Annotated in this window: 20 protein-coding genes; 4 read left to right on the top strand and 16 right to left on the bottom strand. The window is 59.2% G+C overall.

What is annotated here, in order from left to right:
- The first annotated feature begins 164 nt into the window (after positions 1–164).
- Positions 165–584, top strand: coding sequence for an organic hydroperoxide resistance protein (locus NRB16_RS16645; RefSeq protein WP_253115089.1), 420 nt, complete (start codon positions 165–167; stop codon positions 582–584).
- Between the two features lie 126 nt (positions 585–710).
- Here NRB16_RS16645 and NRB16_RS16640 read toward each other — a convergent pair whose 3' ends face one another.
- A complete protein-coding gene (locus NRB16_RS16640) occupies positions 711–1,280 on the bottom strand; it encodes an elongation factor P (protein WP_045481975.1) in 570 nt (189 codons plus the stop codon).
- A 99-nt stretch (positions 1,281–1,379) separates the two neighbouring features.
- The gene (gene earP / locus NRB16_RS16635; protein ID WP_257106527.1) at positions 1,380–2,513 is read right to left on the bottom strand and encodes an elongation factor P maturation arginine rhamnosyltransferase EarP; all 1,134 of its coding nucleotides are present in this window, start codon (positions 2,511–2,513) and stop codon (positions 1,380–1,382) included.
- A 129-nt stretch (positions 2,514–2,642) separates the two neighbouring features.
- Here earP and NRB16_RS16630 point away from each other — a divergent pair, with 129 nt between their 5' ends.
- From NRB16_RS16630 to NRB16_RS16620, 3 genes are all read left to right on the top strand, one after another.
- Positions 2,643–3,035: a hypothetical protein gene (locus NRB16_RS16630; protein ID WP_045481978.1), complete on the top strand. Its 393-nt coding sequence runs from the start codon at positions 2,643–2,645 to the stop codon at positions 3,033–3,035.
- Positions 3,036–3,038: 3 nt separating this feature from the next.
- A complete protein-coding gene (locus NRB16_RS16625; protein WP_045481981.1) occupies positions 3,039–3,521 on the top strand; it encodes an elongation factor GreAB in 483 nt (160 codons plus the stop codon).
- Between the two features lie 113 nt (positions 3,522–3,634).
- Positions 3,635–3,841 (top strand): hypothetical protein, encoded by a 207-nt coding sequence (locus NRB16_RS16620; protein ID WP_045481983.1) that lies wholly within the window; start codon positions 3,635–3,637, stop codon positions 3,839–3,841.
- A 63-nt stretch (positions 3,842–3,904) separates the two neighbouring features.
- Here NRB16_RS16620 and NRB16_RS16615 read toward each other — a convergent pair whose 3' ends face one another.
- The 14 genes from NRB16_RS16615 to gyrA all read right to left on the bottom strand — a co-directional run bounded on the left by NRB16_RS16615 (position 3,905) and on the right by gyrA (position 22,530).
- Positions 3,905–5,182, bottom strand: a complete 1,278-nt coding sequence (locus NRB16_RS16615) for an aromatic amino acid transport family protein (RefSeq protein ID WP_045481985.1) — start codon at positions 5,180–5,182, stop codon at positions 3,905–3,907.
- Positions 5,183–5,476: 294 nt separating this feature from the next.
- Positions 5,477–5,833, bottom strand: a complete 357-nt coding sequence (locus tag NRB16_RS16610) for a helix-hairpin-helix domain-containing protein (RefSeq protein WP_045481987.1) — start codon at positions 5,831–5,833, stop codon at positions 5,477–5,479.
- 160 nt (positions 5,834–5,993) lie between these two features.
- The gene (locus NRB16_RS16605; RefSeq protein ID WP_253115083.1) at positions 5,994–7,988 is read right to left on the bottom strand and encodes a nucleoside-diphosphate sugar epimerase/dehydratase; all 1,995 of its coding nucleotides are present in this window, start codon (positions 7,986–7,988) and stop codon (positions 5,994–5,996) included.
- Positions 7,989–8,107: 119 nt separating this feature from the next.
- On the bottom strand, positions 8,108–9,124 hold the full coding sequence (locus NRB16_RS16600; protein WP_045481992.1) for a glycosyltransferase family 4 protein: 1,017 nt from the start codon (positions 9,122–9,124) through the stop codon (positions 8,108–8,110).
- On the bottom strand, positions 9,117–10,094 hold the full coding sequence (locus NRB16_RS16595) for an SDR family oxidoreductase (RefSeq protein ID WP_045481994.1): 978 nt from the start codon (positions 10,092–10,094) through the stop codon (positions 9,117–9,119). The genes NRB16_RS16600 and NRB16_RS16595 overlap by 8 nt, the downstream gene beginning before the upstream one ends.
- A 111-nt stretch (positions 10,095–10,205) precedes the next feature.
- Positions 10,206–11,624, bottom strand: coding sequence for an MBL fold metallo-hydrolase (locus NRB16_RS16590; protein WP_257106526.1), 1,419 nt, complete (start codon positions 11,622–11,624; stop codon positions 10,206–10,208).
- A gap of 330 nt (positions 11,625–11,954) precedes the next feature.
- Positions 11,955–12,197 carry a LapA family protein gene (locus tag NRB16_RS16585; RefSeq protein ID WP_045481998.1) on the bottom strand — a complete coding sequence of 81 codons (243 nt, stop codon included), beginning with the start codon at positions 12,195–12,197 and terminating at the stop codon, positions 11,955–11,957.
- Entirely contained in the window at positions 12,198–12,515 is a 318-nt protein-coding gene (ihfB, locus tag NRB16_RS16580; protein ID WP_045482001.1) for an integration host factor subunit beta, read from the bottom strand.
- Between the two features lie 283 nt (positions 12,516–12,798).
- On the bottom strand, positions 12,799–14,484 hold the full coding sequence (gene rpsA, locus NRB16_RS16575) for a 30S ribosomal protein S1 (RefSeq protein WP_045482004.1): 1,686 nt from the start codon (positions 14,482–14,484) through the stop codon (positions 12,799–12,801).
- Between the two features lie 123 nt (positions 14,485–14,607).
- Positions 14,608–15,297: a (d)CMP kinase gene (gene cmk, locus NRB16_RS16570; protein ID WP_045482007.1), complete on the bottom strand. Its 690-nt coding sequence runs from the start codon at positions 15,295–15,297 to the stop codon at positions 14,608–14,610.
- The gene (locus NRB16_RS16565) at positions 15,294–17,501 is read right to left on the bottom strand and encodes a bifunctional prephenate dehydrogenase/3-phosphoshikimate 1-carboxyvinyltransferase (protein WP_253140782.1); all 2,208 of its coding nucleotides are present in this window, start codon (positions 17,499–17,501) and stop codon (positions 15,294–15,296) included. The genes cmk and NRB16_RS16565 overlap by 4 nt, the downstream gene beginning before the upstream one ends.
- Before the next feature lie 28 nt (positions 17,502–17,529).
- Positions 17,530–18,624: a prephenate dehydratase gene (pheA, locus tag NRB16_RS16560; RefSeq protein WP_045482010.1), complete on the bottom strand. Its 1,095-nt coding sequence runs from the start codon at positions 18,622–18,624 to the stop codon at positions 17,530–17,532.
- Positions 18,624–19,709: a 3-phosphoserine/phosphohydroxythreonine transaminase gene (gene serC, locus NRB16_RS16555; RefSeq protein WP_257106525.1), complete on the bottom strand. Its 1,086-nt coding sequence runs from the start codon at positions 19,707–19,709 to the stop codon at positions 18,624–18,626. Before serC ends, pheA begins: the two co-directional genes overlap by 1 nt.
- Before the next feature lie 190 nt (positions 19,710–19,899).
- On the bottom strand, positions 19,900–22,530 hold the full coding sequence (gene gyrA / locus NRB16_RS16550) for a DNA gyrase subunit A (RefSeq protein WP_257106524.1): 2,631 nt from the start codon (positions 22,528–22,530) through the stop codon (positions 19,900–19,902).
- Positions 22,531–22,807: the final 277 nt, after the last annotated feature.

Genomic DNA, 22,807 nt, shown 5'->3' with positions numbered 1-22,807 from the left:
CCTGCGGCGTGCAGGTTCTGACACCTTCTTCTACCCTTGCTAAGCGCCAGCCCGAGAAATTCCCAACAATTAACTTGCGCGCAAGATAATTGCAGGATACATTTCACCTCACATTAGTTAGCGCGCTAAATTTTAGCGCAAAACAAAACCAACGAGGAAATCTCATGAAAGCGCTCTACACCGCAGTAGCAACCTCCACCGGTGGCCGTGATGGCCGTGCGATCTCCAGTGACAACATTCTCGATGTGAAGCTGGCCACCCCAAAAGAACTCGGCGGCGCGGGTGGTGAAGCCACCAACCCTGAGCAACTGTTTGCCGCCGGCTACTCGGCCTGCTTCATCGGCGCCCTGAAGTTCGTGGCCGGCCAGAGCAAGCGTAGTATCCCGGCAGACGCTTCGATCACCGCTCACGTGGGCATTGGTCAGATTGAGGGTGGCTTCGGTCTGGACATCGACCTGCATATCAGCCTGCCGGGCCTGGAACAGGCTGACGCCCAGCAACTGGTCGATGCAGCGCATAAGGTCTGCCCGTACTCCAACGCCACCCGTGGCAACGTTGATGTACGCCTGCACGTGACCGTCTGATTGCTGCAAACGGTTTGGCTTGCACTAACGGGAGATCCCTTGCGGATCTCCCGTTTTTTCATCCGCAACGAAAAAGCCCGCAACACTGTGCGGGCTTTTTCGTGAAGCGTGGCTACAAAGCAGTGCTTATTTGGCACGGCCTTTGTAGGAACCGCCTTCACGGGTATCGATCTCGATCATGTCGCCGATTTCGATGAAGTCAGCAACGCTCAGCTCGGTGCCGTTTTTCAGTTTGGCAGGCTTCATCACTTTGCCAGAGGTGTCGCCACGAGCGGAACCTTCGGTGTAGTCAACCTGACGCACGATGGTGGTCGGCAGCTCTACCGAAACCAGACGCTCTTCGAAGAACACGGCTTCGCAAACGTCGGTCATGCCTTCTTCGACGAATGGCAGAACGGCGTCGATGTCTTCGGCGTTCAGCTCGTACATGGTGTAGTCGGTGGTGTCCATGAACGTGTAGGTGTCACCGCTGATGAACGACAGGGTGGCTTCCTTGCGGTCCAGGATCACATCGTCCAGCTTGTCGTCTGCACCGTAGACAGTTTCAGTCTTGTAGCCGGTCAGCAGGTTTTTCAGCTTGGTCTTCATGATCGCGCTGTTACGGCCGGACTTGGTGAACTCAGCCTTTTGAACCAGCCAAGGATCGTTGTCGATACGAATCACGGTGCCGGGTTTCAGCTCTTTACCAGTTTTCATTGCAGATATCCGAATTTGGATGGAGTTAGCGAAGGCTCTGTACGAGAAGCAGCCTGTGCAGGCGGTTTTTCGTACAGAGCCTGATATCAAGGCCGCGTATCATAGCGAATTTCGGTAAAACTGTACCAGCGCTGAGGCGAGGTCGCTGCGCGCTGCCTGCTGTTGGCACCAATGTTCTGCATGCTCACGCATTTGCGGCCAATATCGATTCAGTTGCTGCCAGCCCTCTTGCACCTCCTCCCCGGCGCTCCAGGCGCGCCACAGCTCGGCAGTCGCCTGCGCAGCTTCTGCGGGCAACGTCGCAAGGTAGAGCGCCAGAAACGCCTCCAGCTTGGGCCGGTGGGCATCGTCCTGCTGCTGATAAATGTGCCAAAGCATCGGCCGCGCAGCCCATTGCGCCCGGACGAACGAGTCTTCGCCGCGCACCACATTGAAATCGCAGCACCACAACAAGCGGTCGTATTGTTCCTGAGCTACGAACGGCAGCACTTGAATGGTCAAAGCCCCGCGCCGACGAATGGCACCGGCTTGCAGGCCGCCCTCCCCCAGCCAGCGCTGCAAGTCGCCGACAATGCGCCCTTGCGGCACCAGCAAGTGGGTGACAACGCCTTCGCCGAGCAACTGGTCCAGCCAACTGCCTAATGCCGGATTTTCATAAGCGAACAGCGAAATCAACCGCGCACCGGACTCAGGCTGTACCCCAAGCCCGCGCAGGAAATCCTGCTGGGCAGCGGGGTCGGCCTGAAACGCCTGGCGTTGGGCAATCAGCGACTGCTCACGGAGCAAGCCGCCAGTCTGCTCGGTAAAGCCTGGAAAGAAGAAGAACTTCTTCAAACCATTGGCTTGCGGCGATGGCAGACCATGACAGCCACTGACCCAGTCCTCGGCACTCAGATAATCGAGGTTCAGCCATACCGGTCGCGGGCTGCGTTGCAACATGGCCTGGGTGTAGGCCTCGGGCACGCGACAGGCAAAGGCTTCGAGCACAACATCGGGAATTGAGGCAGGCTGCCAATCCTCAGGCCAGTGGCAGACCTCAACGCCGGCCTGGCACTGCCGGGCCGCCAGTGGATCGGCGTGCGGGCACAGGCGCACGAAGGCCGACAGATCGTTGATCCACAAGCGTACGGCAAAGCCATGCTCGGCCACCAATTGGCGGGCCAGACGCCAGGTGACGCCTACATCGCCGTAGTTATCCACGACATCGCAAAAGATGTCCCATGAAACTTGCATTACGCTTCCCGAAGCCGACCTCAAAGCGGCGATTGTCGCCCGTAACAAGCGCTTTGCACCAGCGCCGGGCGTGGCACAATGAATCATCTGCGCCCTCCACCGCCTACGCCGTCAAAGGAAGTGATCGCCATGTCCAGCCAAAGCCGTCGTCACGAACTCTACGTGTCACTCAAGTTGATTGTGTGCATTGCCCTGGGCATCTGGCTCGGCGCCGTTGCCGTGATCCTGACCGGCCCGCTGCTGCTCAAGGCCTTGCCTGAAACCCAGACCCGCGCCCTGGCCGAAGCGGTCACTCGGGTCGCCCCAGCGCCAGCGCCAGAACCGGCCCTTCAACAACCTGATGCGATGTTCAAGAAGTTCGAGCAAAGCCTGCGCGAAAGTGAAGCACGCCAGGCGCGTGAATACGCTGAGGCGCAGCAGAACAAACACTTCAATCGCGCCAAGTGCGACTTCTGGATGCAACAGGATCGCACCGCGCCCAGCGAAAAAAGCCGGGCCAGCATCAATGAATTCTGCGGATAACCCATGGACAAAAATCACCTGCTGCACCTGATCGTCGAACGCTTGCAGCATGACCTCGACATTGCCGTGCGTGCCGCACAAACAGCCTATGAGGCCGCGACCCACGAAGAGAACATTGCCGAAAACAAGTACGACACGCTGGGCCTGGAGGCCTCCTATCTGGCCGCCGGCCAGGCACGCCGGGTCGAAGAGATTCGTCAGGCGCTGAGCGTTTATCAGCAGACAGCGTGCAAACCCTTCGACGAACAACGCGGGATTCAGGTCGGCGACCTGGTGATGCTCGAAACCGAGCACGGTGACTCGCGCCAGCTATTTCTGGGACCCGATGCCGCAGGCCTGAAGATTCAGGCCGATGACCAGTTGATCACGGTGATCACCTCACGCGCACCGCTGGGCCACAGCCTGCTGGGCAAGGCTGAAGGCGATAGCGTGGAAATCGTCGTCAGCGGTCAGCGTCAGGTCTTCGAGGTCACGCAAGCACTGTGACGTCCTACCCATTAGTGGGCTTGCGGGTGCGGAGAGTTTGTGGGTAAGGTTCGTTGTCGCTGTAGGAAAGTGACGGGGCAGTTTGAAGGACTAATTACCCAAGGAGATTTTTCATGACGAACGTCATCGCATTTCCTGACGCCCATGAACGTAATCGCCTGAAGTCCAATGAGCATCCGGCGCTGAAGTACCTGAGCAAGAAGGAACTGCAACTGATCGAGCAGTTGCGCCTGACCAGCCATGCCGGCCGGCAGTACATCTACGACTATGCCCATCTCATGAGCCTGACCCGGCCACTGCATCCTGCGCCGCAGGATTGACCAGCGCCGCCGTCCCATCCAGCAAGGCGACGAGCACGCCCGCCGCCTGTCGCTGCAGGTCGTTTAGTGGGTCAACGACCAGACCAGCGCAGAAATCGCTACCACGCCGGACATCACCACAAACACGTTGGACAGCTTGCCCGAGTATTTGCGCATGGCCGGCACCTTACGGATCGCGTACATCGGCATCAGAAACAGCAACACCGAGATCACCGGCCCGCCCAGGGTTTCGATCATGCCCAGGATACTTGGGTTGATGGTCGCAACGATCCAGCACACCACCAGCATGCACAGCGCTGTCAGACGATCCAGAGCCTTGCTGCCCGGACGCGCGCCGGACTTCAGCACCAGCCCCTTGAAGCCCTCACTGGCGCCGATGTAATGCCCCAGGAACGACTTGGAGATCGCCACCAGCGCGATCAGCGGCGCGGCAAACGCGATGGTCGGGTTCTGGAAGTGGTTAGCCAGGTAGGACAACACTGAAAGGTTCTGGGCTTTGGCTTCAGCCAGTTGAGCCGGCGACAGGGTCAACACGCAACTGAACACAAAGAACAGCACCATCAATACCATTAGCAAATGGGCGCGGGACAGAATTTTGGAACTGCGTGCATCGGCCTGCTCACCGTACAGGCGCTTCTGATCCACCGCGAACGCCGAGATGATTGGCGTGTGGTTGAAGGAGAACACCATCACCGGGATCGCCAGCCACAGGGCTGGCAGGAAGGTCGCAGGCTCAGGCAGCGTGGAGGCCGTGCTGAGGATACCGCCATTCCAGTGCGGAATCAGGAACACCGCCAGAAACAGCAGCGAGACGATGAACGGATAGACCATCATGCTCATCACTTTAACGATGACCCGCTCGCCGCAACGCACCACCGCCAGCAGGCCGAGGATCAGCGCGAACGCCAGCAATGCACGTGGCGGCGGCGCGATGTGCAACTGGTTGACCAGAAAGCTGCTGACGGTGTTGGTCAGGCCAACGCTGTAGATCAGCAGAATCGGGAAGATTGCGAAAAAATACAGCAGGGTAATCATTGCCCCGGCGCCTTTACCGAAGTGTTCTTCGACCACCTCGGTGATATCGCCGCCGCTGCGACCCGAAAGTACGAAACGGGTCAGGCCGCGGTGGGCAAAGAAGGTCATCGGGAAAGCCAGGATCGCCAACGCCATCAAAGGCCAGAAGCCGCCGATACCGGCACTGATGGGCAGGAACAAGGTACCTGCGCCGATGGCGGTGCCGAACAGGCCCAGCATCCAGGTGGTATCGTTGCGATTCCAAGCAGCATTCTCTGCGGGGACTGTATCCAGGCGTTCTACGACGCTATTGGCCTGATCGTTCATCCGGTCGTGTCTCCGTTTCCGGTAATTGCACAAGCAAGGACGCCACGGATGGAATTGGCAGCGCGGCGCCCGCCCTGAAAAGCAGGGGCGCGATTTTCCGTGATCAGAACCGGAAAGCAAGGAATATCAGATCAACCGTGCGAAAAACACCGTAACAAATGGCAAAACGAGCACATTCATCTGGTTGACAGCACAAAGCGTGCATTGCGAGGTACACCCAGGCAGGCAGCAAACGTCTGTGGGGCTGAAAAACAAAGGCCGATCAGGATCGGCCTCGTTCATGCTGCGCTGACGTTACTCGATGGCCAGCTTGTCACGATTCCTGTCGAGCAGGGTCTTGCCGATGCCACTGACCTCAATGAGCTCGTCGACCGAGGTGAAGTTACCATTGCTTTCACGGTACGCCACGATGGCATTGGCCTTGTTAAGACCAACGCCGGACAGCGCTTTCTGCAGGGTCAAGGCATCTGCGGTATTGATGTTGATTTTGTCAGCGACCTGCTGGGCCTGGCCGGCCATGGCTTCAGCCCCCAGGGGCATGGTTTCAGCCGCCATGGGATTGGCAGCAGCCCCCATCGGGTTGGCAACAGACGTCAGGGAGGCAGTTGCCAGCAGGACGGACAAAACAGAAGAAAGCAATACATTACGCATGACAGGCACTCCTTGGGTTTATAGGTTCAAGCAGCATTCCAATGCTGCCCCTGAAAGCTAATCCAGTAAGCGAACCTGTAAAAGTGCCTGAGCGTGTCAGGGAATTACCTCACAAACAGTCACGAAACAGCCAGTTCTTACCCCGTTTCGCCCTGCTTTTTCAGGTTTCCCGGCGCCGCTCCTGATGAATCCAGTCAACGATATCTTCATCCGGTGCATAGCCGCTGACGGTCTCGCGCAGCAGCTGCCGAACCGTGTGGTAATCGTCCTTGTCGACCGCTGTCAGCAAGCGGGTCAATAACACTTTGAGCATATCCCAGGACAAGTAGTCCTCATTGGCACTCATGATCATCGGGTGCTCGGTGGCCACCACGTTGTCGCCGATCAACAACTCTTCATAGAGCTTCTCTCCCGGCCGTAAACCGGTGAACTCGATGGAAATATCGCCGTGCGGGTTTTTCTCCGAGCGAATGCTCAGGCCCGAGAGATGGATCATCTTTTCCGCCAGCTCGATGATTCTTACCGGCTCCCCCATGTCCAGCACAAACACGTCGCCGCCCTGCCCCATGGAACCGGCCTGGATCACCAGTTGGGCGGCCTCGGGGATGGTCATGAAATAACGCGTGATCTTCGGGTGGGTAACCGTTAAGGGCCCGCCAGTCTGGATCTGCTTGTGAAACAACGGAATCACCGAGCCTGAAGAGCCCAGCACATTACCAAAGCGCACCATGATGAAGCGGGTCTTGTTGACCTGATACACATTGGACTGATCACCAAACATCACCGGTGCCGCTTCGCGGCTGAGCGCTTGCAGGATCATCTCCGACAGGCGCTTGGTGCTGCCCATGACATTGGTGGGGCGCACCGCCTTGTCGGTGGAGATCAGGACAAAGTTGGAAACTCCGGCCTGCAACGCCGCCTGTGCGGTATTGAGGGTGCCAACCACGTTATTGACCACGCCCTCGGCAATATTGTGCTCGACCATCGGCACGTGCTTGTAGGCCGCCGCATGGTAGACGGTGTCGACCTTCCAGGTTTTCATCACATCGAGCAGTCGGGGATGGTTGCGCACCGAGCCCAGGATGGGCAACAACTTGACCGAAAGCGCTTCACGGGCCAGACGTTGCTCCAGCTCACTGACAATGGTGTAAAGGTTGAATTCGCTGTGATCCAGCAACAGCAGCGTGGCCGGCTTGAGCAGCAGGATCTGGCGGCACAGCTCCGAACCGATCGAGCCGCCGGCACCGGTGACCAGTACGGTCTGGGCCTTGATACAGTGTTCCAGCAGGTTATCCTGGGCCGGCACTGAATCACGCCCCAGCAAGTCCGCGATATCAACTTCCTGCAAGTCATCGACCTTGACCCGCCCTGCTGCCAGGTCCATGAAACCAGGCACACTGCGCACATGCAGCGGGAAGCCCTCCAGGTAGCCGAGAATCTCACGGCGCCGGCCACGGGTGCATGAAGGCACCGCCAGCAGGATCTCCTGGGCGCCGGTCACCTCGATCATGCGCTGGATATGCTTGGGCTTGTAGACCTGCAACCCGGAAATGACCCGGTTGGAAATCGACTCATCGTCGTCGATGAACGCCACGGGGCGCATCAACCGCCCCATGCGCAGTGCAGCTACCAATTGATTACCGGCGGCTCCGGCACCGTAGATAGCCACCTTGCGCAGGCCATCGTCGCGGCTGGCGAAGGGCACATGCTGCACGGCAGCAAACCAGTCACCGAGAAAATACTGGCGCATGGCAAGGCGCAGCCCACCGATCATGACCATGCTCAACCACCAGTAGTTGAACATGATCGACCGCGGCACGATCTGCTGATGGTTGCTGTAGACGTACACCACGCAACCGAGAATCAGCGCCGAAAGAGTCACCGCCTTGATGATTGCGATCAGCGCATCGTTGCCGAAATAGCGCATCACCGCCCGGTACATGCCGAAGCGAATGAACAGCGGGATCGAAACCAGCGGGGCACTGACAAACAGCCAGGTGTACTTGTCCAGCGGGTTGATCAGATCATCGACCCCAAGACGGACCACAAACGCCATCCACAAGGCGAACCAGACCAGCAGGACGTCAGTGCCGACCTGAATGATCCGTTTCTGGCGACGCGGCAGCGCCAGCAGAAAGGTTCGTATCTTGTCCATGGTGTCCTCAATCAATCCTTGCCACCTCGTTTGAAACCTCACTACAACCATCCAGGCCCCGAGCTCGTCGAAGCAATTGTTACAATCTATATGAAAAACCGCTGGTCCGCGCTGTCAAATCAGCCCCGCTCAACCTGCCCGGCCTTGAATTTCAAGGCCAGCCACACCAATGGCAACCAGCAAAGGACCAGACCTGTCACGCCATCGACCCAGCCTTTGGCCACCAACAGTGCCCAAGGCAATAACCAGACCAGATTGATCACCAGCACCGCCAGGGTTACCGGCAGATGCCGAGCGTAATGACGCGAAGCAAACTGATAGGCATGGCTACGATGCGCTTCATACACTTTCTCGCCGCGCAGCAAACGCCGGATCAGGGTCAAGGTAGCGTCCACCACAAACACGCCGAGCAGGATCAGCCATGCCCAGAACAGTGAAGGCGACACCCAGCCAGCCTGCAAGGACAGTACGCCGAGTACAATGCCCAGAAAACCACTGCCGGCATCGCCCATGAAAATTCGTGCCGGCGGAAAATTCCAGTACAGGAAACCTGCCACTGCAGCCGCCAGCAATGCGGGGACCAGCACCTGATCGCCAGGCCCGGTCAGCGCATAGATCAGACACGCACTGCCACACACAGTTACCGCTTCAATGCTGGCGATACCGTCAATGCCATCCATGAAGTTGTACAGGTTGAGCATCCAGACCAGATAAAACACCGCCAGAACGTTGCCCAGCCAACCCAGCTCCAGTGACCAGCCCAGCAGATGCAGCGGCGCCATACCGCCCAGCCACGCCAGTGCCCAGATCGCTGCGGCAAAATGCCCAAGCAGACGCCAGCGGGCGGCAATGTGCCCGTGGTCGTCCATAAAACCGATAACCGCCACCAGGCCACCGGCCCCGGCCAGGGCCATCAGCAGATCGGCAGGCATGCGTCCTGTCGCGCCTAACCACGAAACCGCCAGCAAGAATGCGATGACAATTGATACTCCGCCGCCACGGGGCGTCGGTATCGAATGCGAACTACGAGCATTGGGAATGTCCATCAGGCTACGAGCCAAGGCATACCTGCGCAGGACTGCAGTCAACAGCAAGGACAACAGCGCAAATCCGAGAACCCACAACCACTCAACCATGCTTTTTATTTTCCAGATAATGATTCGCGGTTTCGCGCAGCGCCTGATCGACACTTACCGGCGGCCGCCAATCCAACAGCGTACAGGTCTGCTCGATGTCGACCTGCAAAGAGCCGCACAGGCGCTGCGAAAACGCCCGCTTGCCCAATAGCGCGGCCAGTGTGCTCAACAACCACATTGGCACTGGCAATAACCTAGCGGGCTTGCCCAATGCCTTGCCAACACGCTTGAGTAATTCAGTGGTCGACAGATCCTGCGCATCACTGACCAGCAAGGTCTGGTTGGCCGCGCCTGGATGTGCCAGGCAAGTCACCAGCAGGTCCACCAGATTCTCCAGCGCCACCAGACTACGCCGGTTGTTTATCGCCCCCAACGGCAGAGGAACACCTTTGTCCAGCCAGCGCATCATGTTCAGAAAGTTGGCCTTGACCCCAGGCCCATAAACCAGCACAGGACGGACGATGACCACCTCCATGCCAGTACGCGCAGCCAGCTCACGCAGTTGCTGCTCGGCGGCCTGCTTTGACACGCCATAGGGATCTTCAGGGCGACCGGGGTCGCTGGCCTTGAAAGGCGAGCCAGCCAGCGAGTACTCGCCGTTGACCTTGATCGAGCTGATAAATACGAATCTTCTGACACCTGCGGCAACCGCCTGTTCCGCAAGGTTAAGCGTCGCGGCCACGTTAGCCTGGAAATATTCCGCCTGCGGGTCGACGGCAGACTCGTCGAGTACATGAACTCTGGCGGCGCAGTGCACAACCACATCGATACCTGCGACAAACTCATGCCAGCGGTTATCGGCAGACAGGTCATCGACCATGACCACTTCAACCGCCGGGTCCAGCCCGTGCCCAACCTGACGCACAGCCGCCCGCACGCAGGGCACCTCAAGGGCAACCAGACGCCGTACCAGAGCCCGGCCAACAAATCCTGTCGCGCCCGTTACCGCAACCGCTACAGGCTGGCGCATTCCCTGACTCTCAATATCTGACCTCTGAACACGGAAAAAACACGGATGGGTAATTCCAATAAGCAGCAAGTTTAACATCATGGCAGCCTGGCTGACCGACTGGACGCAGGATCAGCTATCACCGGGAATCAACAACTGCAGCGGCCTGTCGCCGGTCGCATAAAGCTGTTCAAGCGCCTTGCCCAGCGCACGTTTGGCAGGTATTTCGCCGTGCACCAGACGTATTTCTGAGGGCCAACGCTGCATGTCACGCACAAATGCCAATAACCCCGATTGATCGGCGTGCGCGGAGTAACCCGCCACCGTGCTGACCCCTGCCCGGATAGCAAAGCGTTGCCCGTCAAGCGACACCTCACCCTGCCCCGCCGCCTGCTGTATCAGTGAACCCGGCGTGCCCCTGGCCTGATAACCGACAAACAGCACATGGTGACGGGGCTCTTGCAGCATCGCCTTGAGGTAATTGACGATCCGGCCACCCACACACATGCCATGCCCGGCAATCACAATGGCGGGTCGCAACGTACTGCTCAGGTAGTTGACCACTTGCTGGTGCTGCGCGTGGCTGTCGATGGTAATCAACTGCGCGAATGCCAATGGTGCCCGACCCTCTGCCAGTCGTTGCTGCGCATCGTCATCCCAGTGCGCTTTGCATGCCTGATAGACCTGGGTAAAGCGGCTGGCCAGTGGCGAGTCAAGAATCACTGGCAGTTGCTGCCAGTCGATGTGCGCCAGCGCCTGCGGACAATCACCTGCCGGTAACTGCCCAGGCAGCGCCTTGCGCTGCAGAATATCCTCAAGCTCGTACAACAGCTCTTGCGTGCGGCCAATGCTGAATGCCGGCAACAGCACGGTGCCGCCATCAACCAGCGCCTGATCAATGAGCTTTTCGAGGCGCTGCTGACGATTGCCGCGATCCTTATGCAAACGGTCGCCATAGGTGCTCTCAAGCACCAGGATGTCAGCGTACTCAGGTGCACGCAGGTCGCGCAGGATCGGCGTCTGGCAAGCGCCAAGATCGCCGGAAAACACCACCCGTGTTGCGCGCCCGTCCTCCCCATGGCGAACATCACATTCAACATACGCCGAACCGAGGATATGCCCCGCCCTTTGCAGACGCAATCGGCAACATGACAGGCCTGTGCCGGGCAACTCGAACCACTGATCAAAGGCCAAGACCACCAGCTGCCGTTCGAGCTGGCGCAGCAGAGCCTTGTCCGCTACAGCGCAGTGCCTCAACACATCCTCGATAACCAGCGGCAACAGCCTGGCGGACGGCTCGGTGCACAGCACAGGCCCACGGTAGCCGGCAGCCAGAAGCGCTGGCAGGCGGCCGACATGGTCGTTGTGAACATGGGTGATCACCAGCGCTTTGATTACGCCCAGATCCATATCAGGCGCTGTCATGCTCAATTCGCCACTGTCCGCACCACAGTCAATCAGCAGGCTTTCATGAGGCGCCATAAACAGCTGGTGACACGACCCCGTAACCCGCTCGATCGCGCCATGGTGAACAATATGCGGGTAATCCATGCAACTTCCTCCAGCAACCTGTTCAGTTCGGGAGGCATTGTGCCTTGGGGAGAGGCACTTTCAAGCCGGGACGGGAATGCCCAGAAAGCCGGATTTTTGCAGCAAGATAGCCGAAGAAGGTCGGATTTAATCCGAAAAAGCTGAAACTCAAGAATTAACCTGAGCACTTAATCGAACATTCGCTCACAAGGTGATGAATATTCCTACAAGCGTAGAGAACATAGGCTACACAATAGCGAGAAAGATATCAGCCAAGCCTGTAGGCAAGCATGGCAGCAGCAGGCACAGCGCCCATAGCCCTGAGCTAAAGGACGTCTGCCGCTATCCCCATCAGGCGGTACGACTGGAGGCCGAACGCTTGGTCCGCAAGCTACCAAACCAGGCCAGCACAGGACCGATCAACATGCCCAGTAACAACGCCAGGATAACAGGCACAGCCAGCGCCAGCTCAGGTGCCGACCAACCGAAGAACACCAGGCCTACAGGCTGACGGTTCTCCAGGACGAACACTGTGGTCACCAGCACCAACAGCAAGACGATGGTTACCGCCAGCACTCGTTTGAAAATACGCATTCACTGATCCTTTTCTACGCTGTAGCCCATCGCCTCTTCTTCCTCATTCACCCGATCACGCAGCTCTTTACCGGGCTTGAAGTGAGGAACGAACTTGCCGTCCAGGCTTACCGACTGGCCGGTCTTCGGATTGCGCCCAACACGGGGAGCACGATAATGCAATGAGAAGCTGCCAAACCCGCGGATCTCGATTCGATCGCCGGTAGCCAGACATTGAGACATTTGTTCAAGCATGGTCTTGATAGCCAACTCGACATCCTTGGATGAGAGAAGACCCTGATGGGTGACAATTCGTTCGATCAACTCCGACTTCGTCATATTTTTCCCTTCTTTTTCAAGCAGCTAGATCAGTGCTTCGAAGGTTTTAGCATGACCGGATGATTTTGAACAGCCTGCATCTTGACTTATGTGCGGCCTGGTTGATACGGCATATTCAGGTGACGAGAGGATGACGCGCGGCAGCTTGCAGCCCGCCTCGCTTTGCGCCAGACCGGATGGATTTGCATCGCGCAACAAGGGCGTCCGGGATGAGTGACGAAATATTTCTTGCGCGCACAAAAAAGGGCGACCGAAGTCGCCCTTTTTCAATGGATCACAGAACTCAGTTCTGCTTTTCCATTTGAGCACGCAGCAGGTCACCGATAGTGGTAGGACCAGTGCTTTCAGTAGCTTCTGGCTTGTTGCGCAGGCTCTGAATGGCTTCTTTCTCGTCTTCGACGTCTTTCGACTTGATCGACAGGTTGATTACGCGGCTCTTGCGGTCAACGCTGATGATCTTGGCTTCGATCTCTTCGCCTTCTTTCAGAACGTTACGCGCGTCTTCAACGCGGTCACGGCTGATTTCGGAAGCTTTCAGAGTCGCTTCGATGTCGTCGGCCAGAACGATGATGGCGCCTTTGGCGTCAACTTCTTTCACGGTACCGCGAACGATCGCGCCCTTGTCATTGACAGTGACGTACTCGGAGAACGGATCGCTTTCCAGTTGCTTGATACCCAGGGAGATGCGCTCACGCTCCGGGTCAACCGACAGGATAACGGTGTCCAGCTCGTCGCCCTTCTTGAAACGACGAACGGCTTCTTCACCGGCTTCGTTCCAGGAGATGTCGGACAGGTGAACCAGACCGTCGATGCCGCCGTCCAGACCAATGAAGATACCGAAATCGGTGATCGACTTGATGGTGCCGGAGATACGGTCGCCCTTGTTGAACTGGCCAGAGAAGTCTTCCCATGGGTTGGACTTGCACTGTTTGATGCCCAGGGAGATACGACGACGCTCTTCGTCGATGTCCAGAACCATGACTTCCACTTCGTCGCCAACCTGAACGACTTTCGACGGGTGGATGTTTTTGTTGGTCCAGTCCATTTCGGAAACGTGCACCAGACCTTCCACGCCTTCTTCCAGCTCTGCGAAGCAGCCGTAGTCGGTCAGGTTGGTAACGCGTGCAGTAACGCGGGTGCTCTCTGGGTAACGAGCCTTGATAGCAACCCATGGGTCTTCGCCCAGTTGCTTCAGACCCAGCGAAACGCGGTTGCGCTCGCGATCGTACTTCAGAACCTTGACATCGATCTCATCGCCAACATTGACGATTTCCGATGGGTGCTTGATACGCTTCCAGGCCATGTCGGTGATGTGCAGCAGGCCATCGACGCCGCCCAGATCCACGAATGCGCCGTAGTCGGTGAGGTTCTTGACGATACCCTTGACTTGCTGGCCTTCCTGCAGGGATTCCAGCAGCGCTTCGCGCTCTGCACTGTTCTCGGCTTCCAGGACACTGCGACGGGAAACGACAACGTTGTTGCGCTTCTGGTCCAGCTTGATGACCTTGAACTCGAGCTCTTTGCCTTCGAGGTGGGTAGTGTCGCGAACCGGACGAACGTCGACCAGCGAGCCCGGCAGGAACGCACGGATGCCGTTGACGTCGACGGTGAAACCGCCCTTGACCTTGCCGTTGATGACGCCCTTGACCACTTCTTCAGCGGCGAAAGCTGCTTCCAGAACAATCCAGCACTCGGCGCGCTTGGCTTTTTCGCGGGACAGCTTGGTTTCGCCAAAGCCGTCTTCGACCGCGTCCAGCGCAACGTGCACTTCGTCACCGACCTTGATGGTCAGCTCGCCAGCGTCGTTGTAGAACTGCTCGAGCGGGATGACGCCCTCGGACTTCAGGCCAGCGTGTACGGTTACCCAGTCGCCGTCGATGTCGACAACGATACCGGTAATGATTGCGCCTGGCTGAAGATTCAGGGTTTTCAGGCTTTCTTCAAAAAGTTCTGCAAAGCTTTCGCTCATTTTAATTCCTGTGTGATCAAGGGCGAAGAATACGCCCATCTGCCACGTTCCAGACCACGTGGGTTTCGTTCATGTAAAAGGAAGCCTGCAGGATGTAGTCTGGTCTCCCGCATGGCTCCTTGATCATCCCGTGATATCGCGCAGGGCGACTTCACTGAGGATGCGTTGCAACACCTGGTCGATGGATAACTCGGTGGAGTCCAGCTGAATGGCGTCGTGCGCCGGCTTGAGCGGGGCTACCGCTCGCTGGGTGTCACGCTCGTCGCGAACACGTATCTCATCTAGCAGACTCGACAGACTAACATCATCACCCTTGGCCTTCAACTGCAGGTAACGACGACGCGCGCGTTCTTCGGCACTGGCGGTCAGGAAAATCTTCAATGGCGCATCGGGAAACACCACGGTCCCCATGTCCCGACCGTCAGCGACCAGACCCGGTTGCTCCTGAAAAGCCCGCTGACGCTGCAACAAAGCGTCCCGCACTGCCGGCAGCGAAGCCACTTGAGACGCGCCACTGCCGACCTGCTCGTTGCGGATCGCATGGGTCACGTCTTCACCTTCAAGAATGATGCGCTGCTGCTGACCGTTGTCACCGACCTCGAATTGCACATCGAGGTGCGCTGCCAGCAATTTGAGCGCCTCTTCATTGGTCAGGTCGACCCCGTGGTTACTGGCCGCGAAGGCCAGCAGACGGTACAGCGCACCAGAATCGAGCAGACACCAGCCCAACTGGGTCGCCAGCAAACCGGCAATAGTGCCTTTGCCCGAACCACTGGGTCCGTCAATGGTGATGACAGGTGCTTTGATTTTCACGATTGTTCCTCTTGCGCGACGGACATGCCAACCTGGGCGCACAGTGCCAGGAAATTGGGAAAGGATGTCACGACATTGGCACAGTCGCGGATCCGTATGGGCGCCGAGGCCCGCAAAGCGGCAACGCTGAACGCCATCGCAACGCGATGATCGCCACGGGCATCCAGCTCACCGCCCGTAAAAGTACCACCGTCGATAATGATGCCATCGGCGGTTGGCTCGACCTTGATACCCAATACCTGCAAACCGTCTGCCATGATCTGGATCCGGTCACTGTCACGGGCGCGCAACTCCTGAGCACCACGCAACACCGTGCGACCACGCGCGCAGGCTGCCGCGATGAACACCACCGCAAATTCGTCGACGGCCAGCGGTATCAACGCCTCGGGAATCTCGATACCGGTCAGCGGCGCCGAGCGCACCCGCAGATCGGCGACCGGCTCACCGCCAGCCTGACGCGGGTTCTCCAGCTCGATATCGGCCCCCATCAGACGCAGGATATCGATCACACCCGTGCGGGCCGGGTTGATGCCGACGTGCTCAAGCAGCAACTCGGAACCCTCGGCAATCGAGGCGGCGACCAAAAAGAACGCTGCGCAAGACATATCCGCTGGCACCTCGATGCGCGTGCCGTTCAGCCGATGCCCCGGCTCGATACTCAAGCGCCCCGCGCTGCGCTGGATCGGGTAACCAAACCCTTCCAGCAGCCGCTCGGTATGATCGCGAGTCGGTGTCGGCTCAATAATCGTAGTACGCCCTTGGGCATACAGCCCTGCCAATAACAAGCAGGACTTGACCTGCGCACTGGCAGTCGGCGCCTCAAAGACCTGCCCGACCAGTTGTCGGCCACCGCGAATGGTCAGCGGCGGACGACCCTCAGCGCCACTCTCGACGACCGCCCCCATGGCCCGCAATGGCTCGGCGACGCGGTTCATGGAACGCCGCGATAACGTGGCATTGCCGGTCAGGGTGCTGTCGAAGCTCTGCGCAGCCAGCAAACCGGCCAGCAGGCGCATCGAGGTCCCGGAGTTACCCAGGTAGATCGCCCCCGGCGCCGACTTCAGACCGTGCAGGCCAACGCCGTGGATCGCCACCCGGCCCTGATGCGGGCCTTCGATAACCACGCCCATGTCACGGAACGCCTGCAGGGTCGCCAGGGCATCTTCACCCTCAAGCAAACCCTCGACCTCGGTAACGCCTTCAGCCAGCGAGCCGAGAATGATCGCCCGGGTGGAAATCGACTTGTCGCCCGGCACTCGCACCCGACCAGCCAGCCGCCCGCCGGGGCTCGCCACAAACGCCAGATCAGCAGCCACCTCAGGTTCGACATAGGCACGCCGGGCAAGAATCTTGCCGAAATGCTCACGCGCCATGCGCGCCCGGGTGAACACACCGAGCAACTGGTGACCATCGCCTGCCTCGACCGCCTCGCGCAGCGCATCCAGATCGCTGCGATAGGTGTCCAGGGTCCGCAGCACCGCTTCGCGGTTGGCCAGGAAGATGTCATGCCACATCACCGGATCACTGCCGGCGATACGGGTAAAGTCGCGAAAACCTCCCGCCGCGTAGCGGAAGATTTCCAGGTTTTCGTTACGCTTGGCCAGCGAGTCAACCAGGTTGAATGCCAGCAGATGCGGCAAGTGACTGGTCGCGGCCAGCACTTCATCATGACGCTCGACGCGCATGTGCTCGACATCCGCGCCCAGTGCAGCCCACAACTGATGCACCACGCTGACCGCGTCCGGATCGGTCTGCGGCAGCGGCGTGAGGATTACCTTGTGGCGACGGAACAGGTCGGCATTCGAGGCTTCGACGCCGCTCTGCTCAGAACCGGCAATCGGATGCCCGGGCACGAATCGCGCCGGCATTGCACCGAATGCTTCTTGCGCGGCACGCACCACATTGCCCTTGGCGCTGCCGACATCGGTGAGGATGGCGTTGCCAAGGTCCAGCGGCGCCAAACGCGCCAGGACCTTCTCCATGCCCAGTATCGGCACCGCCAACTGGATCACGTCGGCGCCCTCACAGGCCTTGGCCAGATCCTCTTCGCAACGGTCCACCACGCCCAACTCGACCGCCAGGCGGCGCGACTGGGCATTGAGGTCAACCCCCACCACCTCGTGGCACAAACCGCTCTGGCGAATACCCTTGGCAAAGGAGCCACCGATCAGACCGAGCCCGACCACCACCAGGCGGCCGATCAGCGGCCCGTTGGATTGCACACTCATGATTTCAGAGCACCGCTTTGGGGTAGGAACCCAGCACTTTGAGCGCTACGGCTTCCTGGCGGATCTGCTCCAGCACGGCCTTGACCAGCGGGTCCTGATGATGCCCGACGAAATCGATGAAGAACACATAGGTCCACTTGCCGCTGCGCGAAGGACGGGTCTCGATACGGGTCAGGTCCAGGCCGTTTTCATGGAACGGCACCAGCAGCTCATGCAGGGCGCCCGGCTTGTTGCTCATCGACACGATGATCGAGGTTTTATCATCACCGGTCGGCGGCACTTCCTGATTGCCGATGATCAGAAAACGCGTGGAGTTGTCTGGACGATCTTCGATCTTTTCTGCCAAACGGGTCAGGCCATACAGGCTAGCCGCCATATCGCCAGCAATCGCTGCCGAATTCCACTCGCTTTTCACCCGCTTGGCGGCATCGGCATTGCTTGCCACCGCCACGCGCTCGACATTCGGGTAGTGCGCATCCAGCCATTTGCGGCACTGGGCCAGGGACTGGGCATGGGAGTAGATGCGGGTGATGCTCTGGGTCTTGGTGCTTTCGCCCACCAGCAGGTGATGGTGGATGCGCAGCTCGACCTCGCCACAGATCACCATGTCATGCTCAAGAAAACTATCGAGCGTGTGGTTGACCGCACCCTCGGTGGAGTTTTCGACCGGCACCACACCAAAGTTCACCGCACCGGCAACCACTTCGCGGAACACTTCGTCGATCGCGGCCATCGGCCGGCTGACCACTGCATGGCCGAAGTGCTTCATGGCCGCTGCCTGGGTGAAGGTGCCCTCAGGACCGAGATAGGCAACATTGAGCGGCTGCTCCAGCGCCAGGCACGAAGACATGACCTCACGGAACAGACGCGCCATTTCTTCGTTGCTCAACGGGCCACGGTTACGCTCCATGACCCGCTTGAGCACCTGAGCTTCACGCTCGGGCCGATAGAACACCGGCGCCTCGCCTTCGGCCAGGGTCGCCATCTTCACCCGCGCCACGTCCTGGGCGCAGCGTGCCCGCTCGCTGATCAGTTCCTGGATCTTCTCGTCGAGTGCGTCGATGCGCACGCGAAGCGCCTTGAGCTCCTGATCGGACATCAACCGTGCTCCTTCTCGAAGTCTTTCATGTAGGCGACCAGCGCATTGACGGCATCCAGGCCCACGGCGTTGTAGATCGAGGCACGCATGCCACCTACCGAGCGATGCCCCTTGAGGTTGAGCAGACCATTGGCCTGGGCACCGGCCAGGAACGGTTTGTCAAGGCGGTCGTCAGCCAGGCGGAACGGCACGTTCATCCACGAGCGGTCAGCCTTGTTGATCGGGTTGTTGTACAGCGCGCTGGCATCGATGTAGTCATACAGGGTGCGCTGCTTGAGATCATTGACCTTGGCCACGGCCTCGACGCCACCCTGCTCCTTGAGCCATTCGAACACCAGCCCGGACAGATACCAGGCCAGGGTCGGCGGCGTGTTGTACATCGAGCCATTGTCAGCCGCGACCTTGTAGTCGAGCATGGTCGGGCACAGGGCGCGGGCACGACCGAGCAGGTCTTCGCGGATGATCACGACAACAATGCCGCTTGGGCCGATGTTTTTCTGCGCGCCGGCGTAGATCATGCCGAACCGCGAGATATCCACCGGACGCGAGAGAATGTCCGACGACATGTCGGCAACCAGCGGCACGTCGCCGGTTTCTGGAATCCAGTTGAATTCCAGGCCGCCAATGGTTTCGTTCGGCGCGTAGTGGACGTACGCCGCGTTTTTCGACAGCGTCCACTCTTGCTGAGCAGGAATGGCGAAGTAATCGTAAGGCTTGGCGGTGGCAGCCAGGTTGATCTTGCCGTAGCGGGCCGCTTCTTCCATGGCCTTGTGCGACCAGATACCGGTGTCGACGTAGTCGGCTTCACCGTTTTCCGGCAGCAGGTTCAGGGCAATCTGGGCGAACTGCTGGCTGGCGCCACCTTGCAGGAACAGCACTTTGTAATTGGCGGGAATATGAAGCAGATCGCGAAGATCCTGCTCGGCCTTTTCGGCGATGGACACGAACTCGTCGCTGCGATGGCTCATTTCCATGACCGACAGGCCCTTGCCTTGCCAGTCCAGCAGCTCGGCCTGGGCGCGCAGCAGAACAGCTTCAGGGAGCGCAGCAGGACCTGCGCAGAAGTTAAAGGCTCGCTTGCTCATATCCACTCTCGTCAAATGCTTCGGGTCTGTTCACGCTACAGGCAGCCTGCCAGCACAGCGCTGGATGGCCGGCAGGCACCTCAATCCGGGACCGGTGCACAGGCATCACACCTTACTGCACCGCAAAGGCGCAGGGGCAGGCACGCGTTTTCACGAACGAACCTGCCCCCGAGCTATTTACTGCATTGCTTCAGTCTGCGGACTCTTCGTCACCCGCAGCGTCCGCTGGTTGCTCATCATCCGTCTCGCTGGCAGCCGCGCCTTCATCAAGCTCTTCATCTTCGATCTCGGAAGGCTCCTGAACCCGCTCCAGGCCAACCAGAGTTTCATCGCTGGCCAGCTTGATCAGGGTCACACCCTGGGTATTACGGCCCAGGCTGGACACTTCGTCGACCCGGGTACGAACCAGAGTGCCCTGGTCGGAGATCAGCATGATCTCTTCACCGTCGAGCACCTGGATCGCCCCGACCAGACGGCCGTTACGCTCGTTGCTGACCATGGCAATCACGCCCTGGCCGCCACGCTTGTACTCGGGGAACTCGCTGATAGCCGTACGCTTGCCATAACCACGCTCGGAAGCGGTGAGAATCTGGCTGCCCTCTTCCGGGATCAGCATGGAAATCAGCTTCTGCCCTTCAGCCAGACGCATACCGCGCACACCACGAGCGGTACGCCCCATGGCACGCACTTCGTTCTCGTTGAAGCGGGTGACCTTGCCACCGTCAGAGAACAGCATGACTTCGCGACTGCCATCGGTGATCGAGGCGCTGATCAGCACATCGCCTTCATCGAGCTCCAGGGCGATCAGGCCCACACTGCGTTGACGGGCGAACTGCTCCAGCGGCGTCTTCTTCACGGTCCCGTTGGCGGTGGCCATGAAAATGAAGTGGCCGACGGTGTACTCCTCGACCGGCAGCATGGTGGTGATGTACTCACCCTCATCCAGCGGCAGCAGGTTAACCAGCGGACGACCGCGGGCGGCACGCGACGCTTCAGGAATCTCGTAGGTCTTGAGCCAGTACACCTTGCCTTTGCTGGAGAACATCATCAGCGTGGTGTGGCTGTTGGCGACCAGCAGGTGCGCGATGTAGTCCTCATCCTTGATCCCGGTAGCAGACTTGCCCTTACCGCCACGGCGCTGGGCCTGGTAAGCGGTCAACGGCTGGGTCTTGGCGTAGCCACCGTGGGAAATGGTCACCACACGGTCTTCTTCGGTAATCAGGTCGCCCAGGGTCAGGTCGCCAGTCGACTCGATGATCTCGGTGCGGCGCGCATCGCCGTATTCGGCACGGATCAGTTCCAGCTCTTCGCGAATCACTTCCATCAGGCGCGTGGCGCTGTTGAGGATGCGGATCAGCTCGCCGATCTGGTTGAGGATCTCCTGATACTCGCCCAGCAGCTTCTCGTGCTCCAGACCGGTCAGACGGTGCAGACGCAGATCGAGGATCGCCTGGGCCTGTTCCGGCGACAGGAAATACTTGCCATCACGCAGGCCATATTGCGGATCGAGGTTTTCCGGACGGCAGGCATCGGCGCCGGCGCGCTCGACCATTTCCACCACCGCACTGGATTCCCAAGGCGTGCTGATCAGCCCTTCCTTGGCCTCGGCCGGCGACGGCGAAGCCTTGATCAGGGCAATGACCGGGTCGATGTTCGACAGCGCAACCGCCTGGCCTTCAAGGATGTGGCCACGCTCACGCGCCTTGCGCAGTTCGAACACGGTGCGGCGGGTAACCACTTCGCGACGGTGACGAACGAAAGCTTCCAGCAGGTCCTTGAGGTTGAGGATCCGTGGACGACCGTCGATCAGCGCGACAATGTTGATGCCGAAGACGCTTTGCAGTTGGGTCTGGGCGTAGAGGTTGTTGAGCACCACCTCAGGCACTTCGCCACGACGCAGCTCGATGACCACCCGCATGCCGTCCTTGTCGGACTCGTCACGCAGCTCGGTGATGCCTTCGAGGCGTTTTTCCTTGACCAGCTCGGCGATCTTTTCGATCAACCGGGCCTTGTTGAGCTGGTACGGCAGCTCGGTGATGACGATCTGCTGGCGGCCACCGACTTTATCGATGTCTTCGACGATCGAGCGGGCCCGCATGTAGATGCGCCCGCGACCAGTGCGATAAGCCTCAAGAATGCCGGCACGCCCGTTGATTACACCAGCGGTCGGGAAATCCGGGCCGGGGATGTACTGCATCAGTTCGTCGACCGACAGCTCGGGGTTGTCGATCAGCGCCAGGCAACCGTCGATGACTTCACCGAGGTTGTGCGGCGGAATGTTGGTCGCCATGCCCACGGCAATACCGCTGGAACCGTTGACCAGCAGGTTGGGAATCTTGGTCGGCATGACCGCCGGGATCAGCTCGGTGCCGTCGTAGTTGGGCACCCAGTCGACAGTCTCTTTGTGCAGATCGGCCATCAGCTCGTGGGCGAGCTTGGTCATCCGCACTTCGGTGTATCGCATCGCCGCCGCGTTGTCGCCGTCGACCGAACCGAAGTTGCCCTGGCCATCGACCAGCAGGTAGCGCAGCGAGAAAGGCTGGGCCATCCGCACGATGGTGTCGTAGACCGCAGTGTCACCGTGGGGGTGGTACTTACCGATCACGTCACCGACCACACGGGCGGATTTCTTGTACGGTTTGTTCCAGTCGTTGCCCAGTTCACTCATGGCGTACAGCACACGCCGGTGCACGGGCTTCAGGCCATCGCGAGCATCCGGCAGTGCCCGCCCGACAATCACGCTCATGGCGTAATCCAGGTAGGACTGTTTCAGCTCGTCTTCGATATTGACCGGAAGAATTTCTTTGGCCAGTTCACCCATGAGAAGCCTGATTCCTTTTTCTGGTGAAACCCCAACGCCCCCTGCGGAACGATCAAGGCTCGCCGCCCCCGGTTGACACCAGGCGACGACTTACGACAAATCAACGGGTTACGCCATGGATCTGCGCAGTTGGAGGGACTGCGAATAGCGCCCCCGAAAACCGCCGGATGTTAGCACAATCGCCGTCACGCTCACATCCCTTGCAAGCAATGGATGTGAGCCACTTGAGCGCGGCAACGCCGAGAGACGCTCTCAGGCCGCCAGAGAACCACCGACA

Origin of the sequence: Pseudomonas sp. LJDD11 (assembly GCF_024584215.1) — a bacterium.
GTDB lineage: Bacteria > Pseudomonadota > Gammaproteobacteria > Pseudomonadales > Pseudomonadaceae > Aquipseudomonas.
The sequence above is the reverse complement of the archived record's forward strand: the minus strand, read 5'-3'. Positions and strand labels throughout refer to the sequence as shown.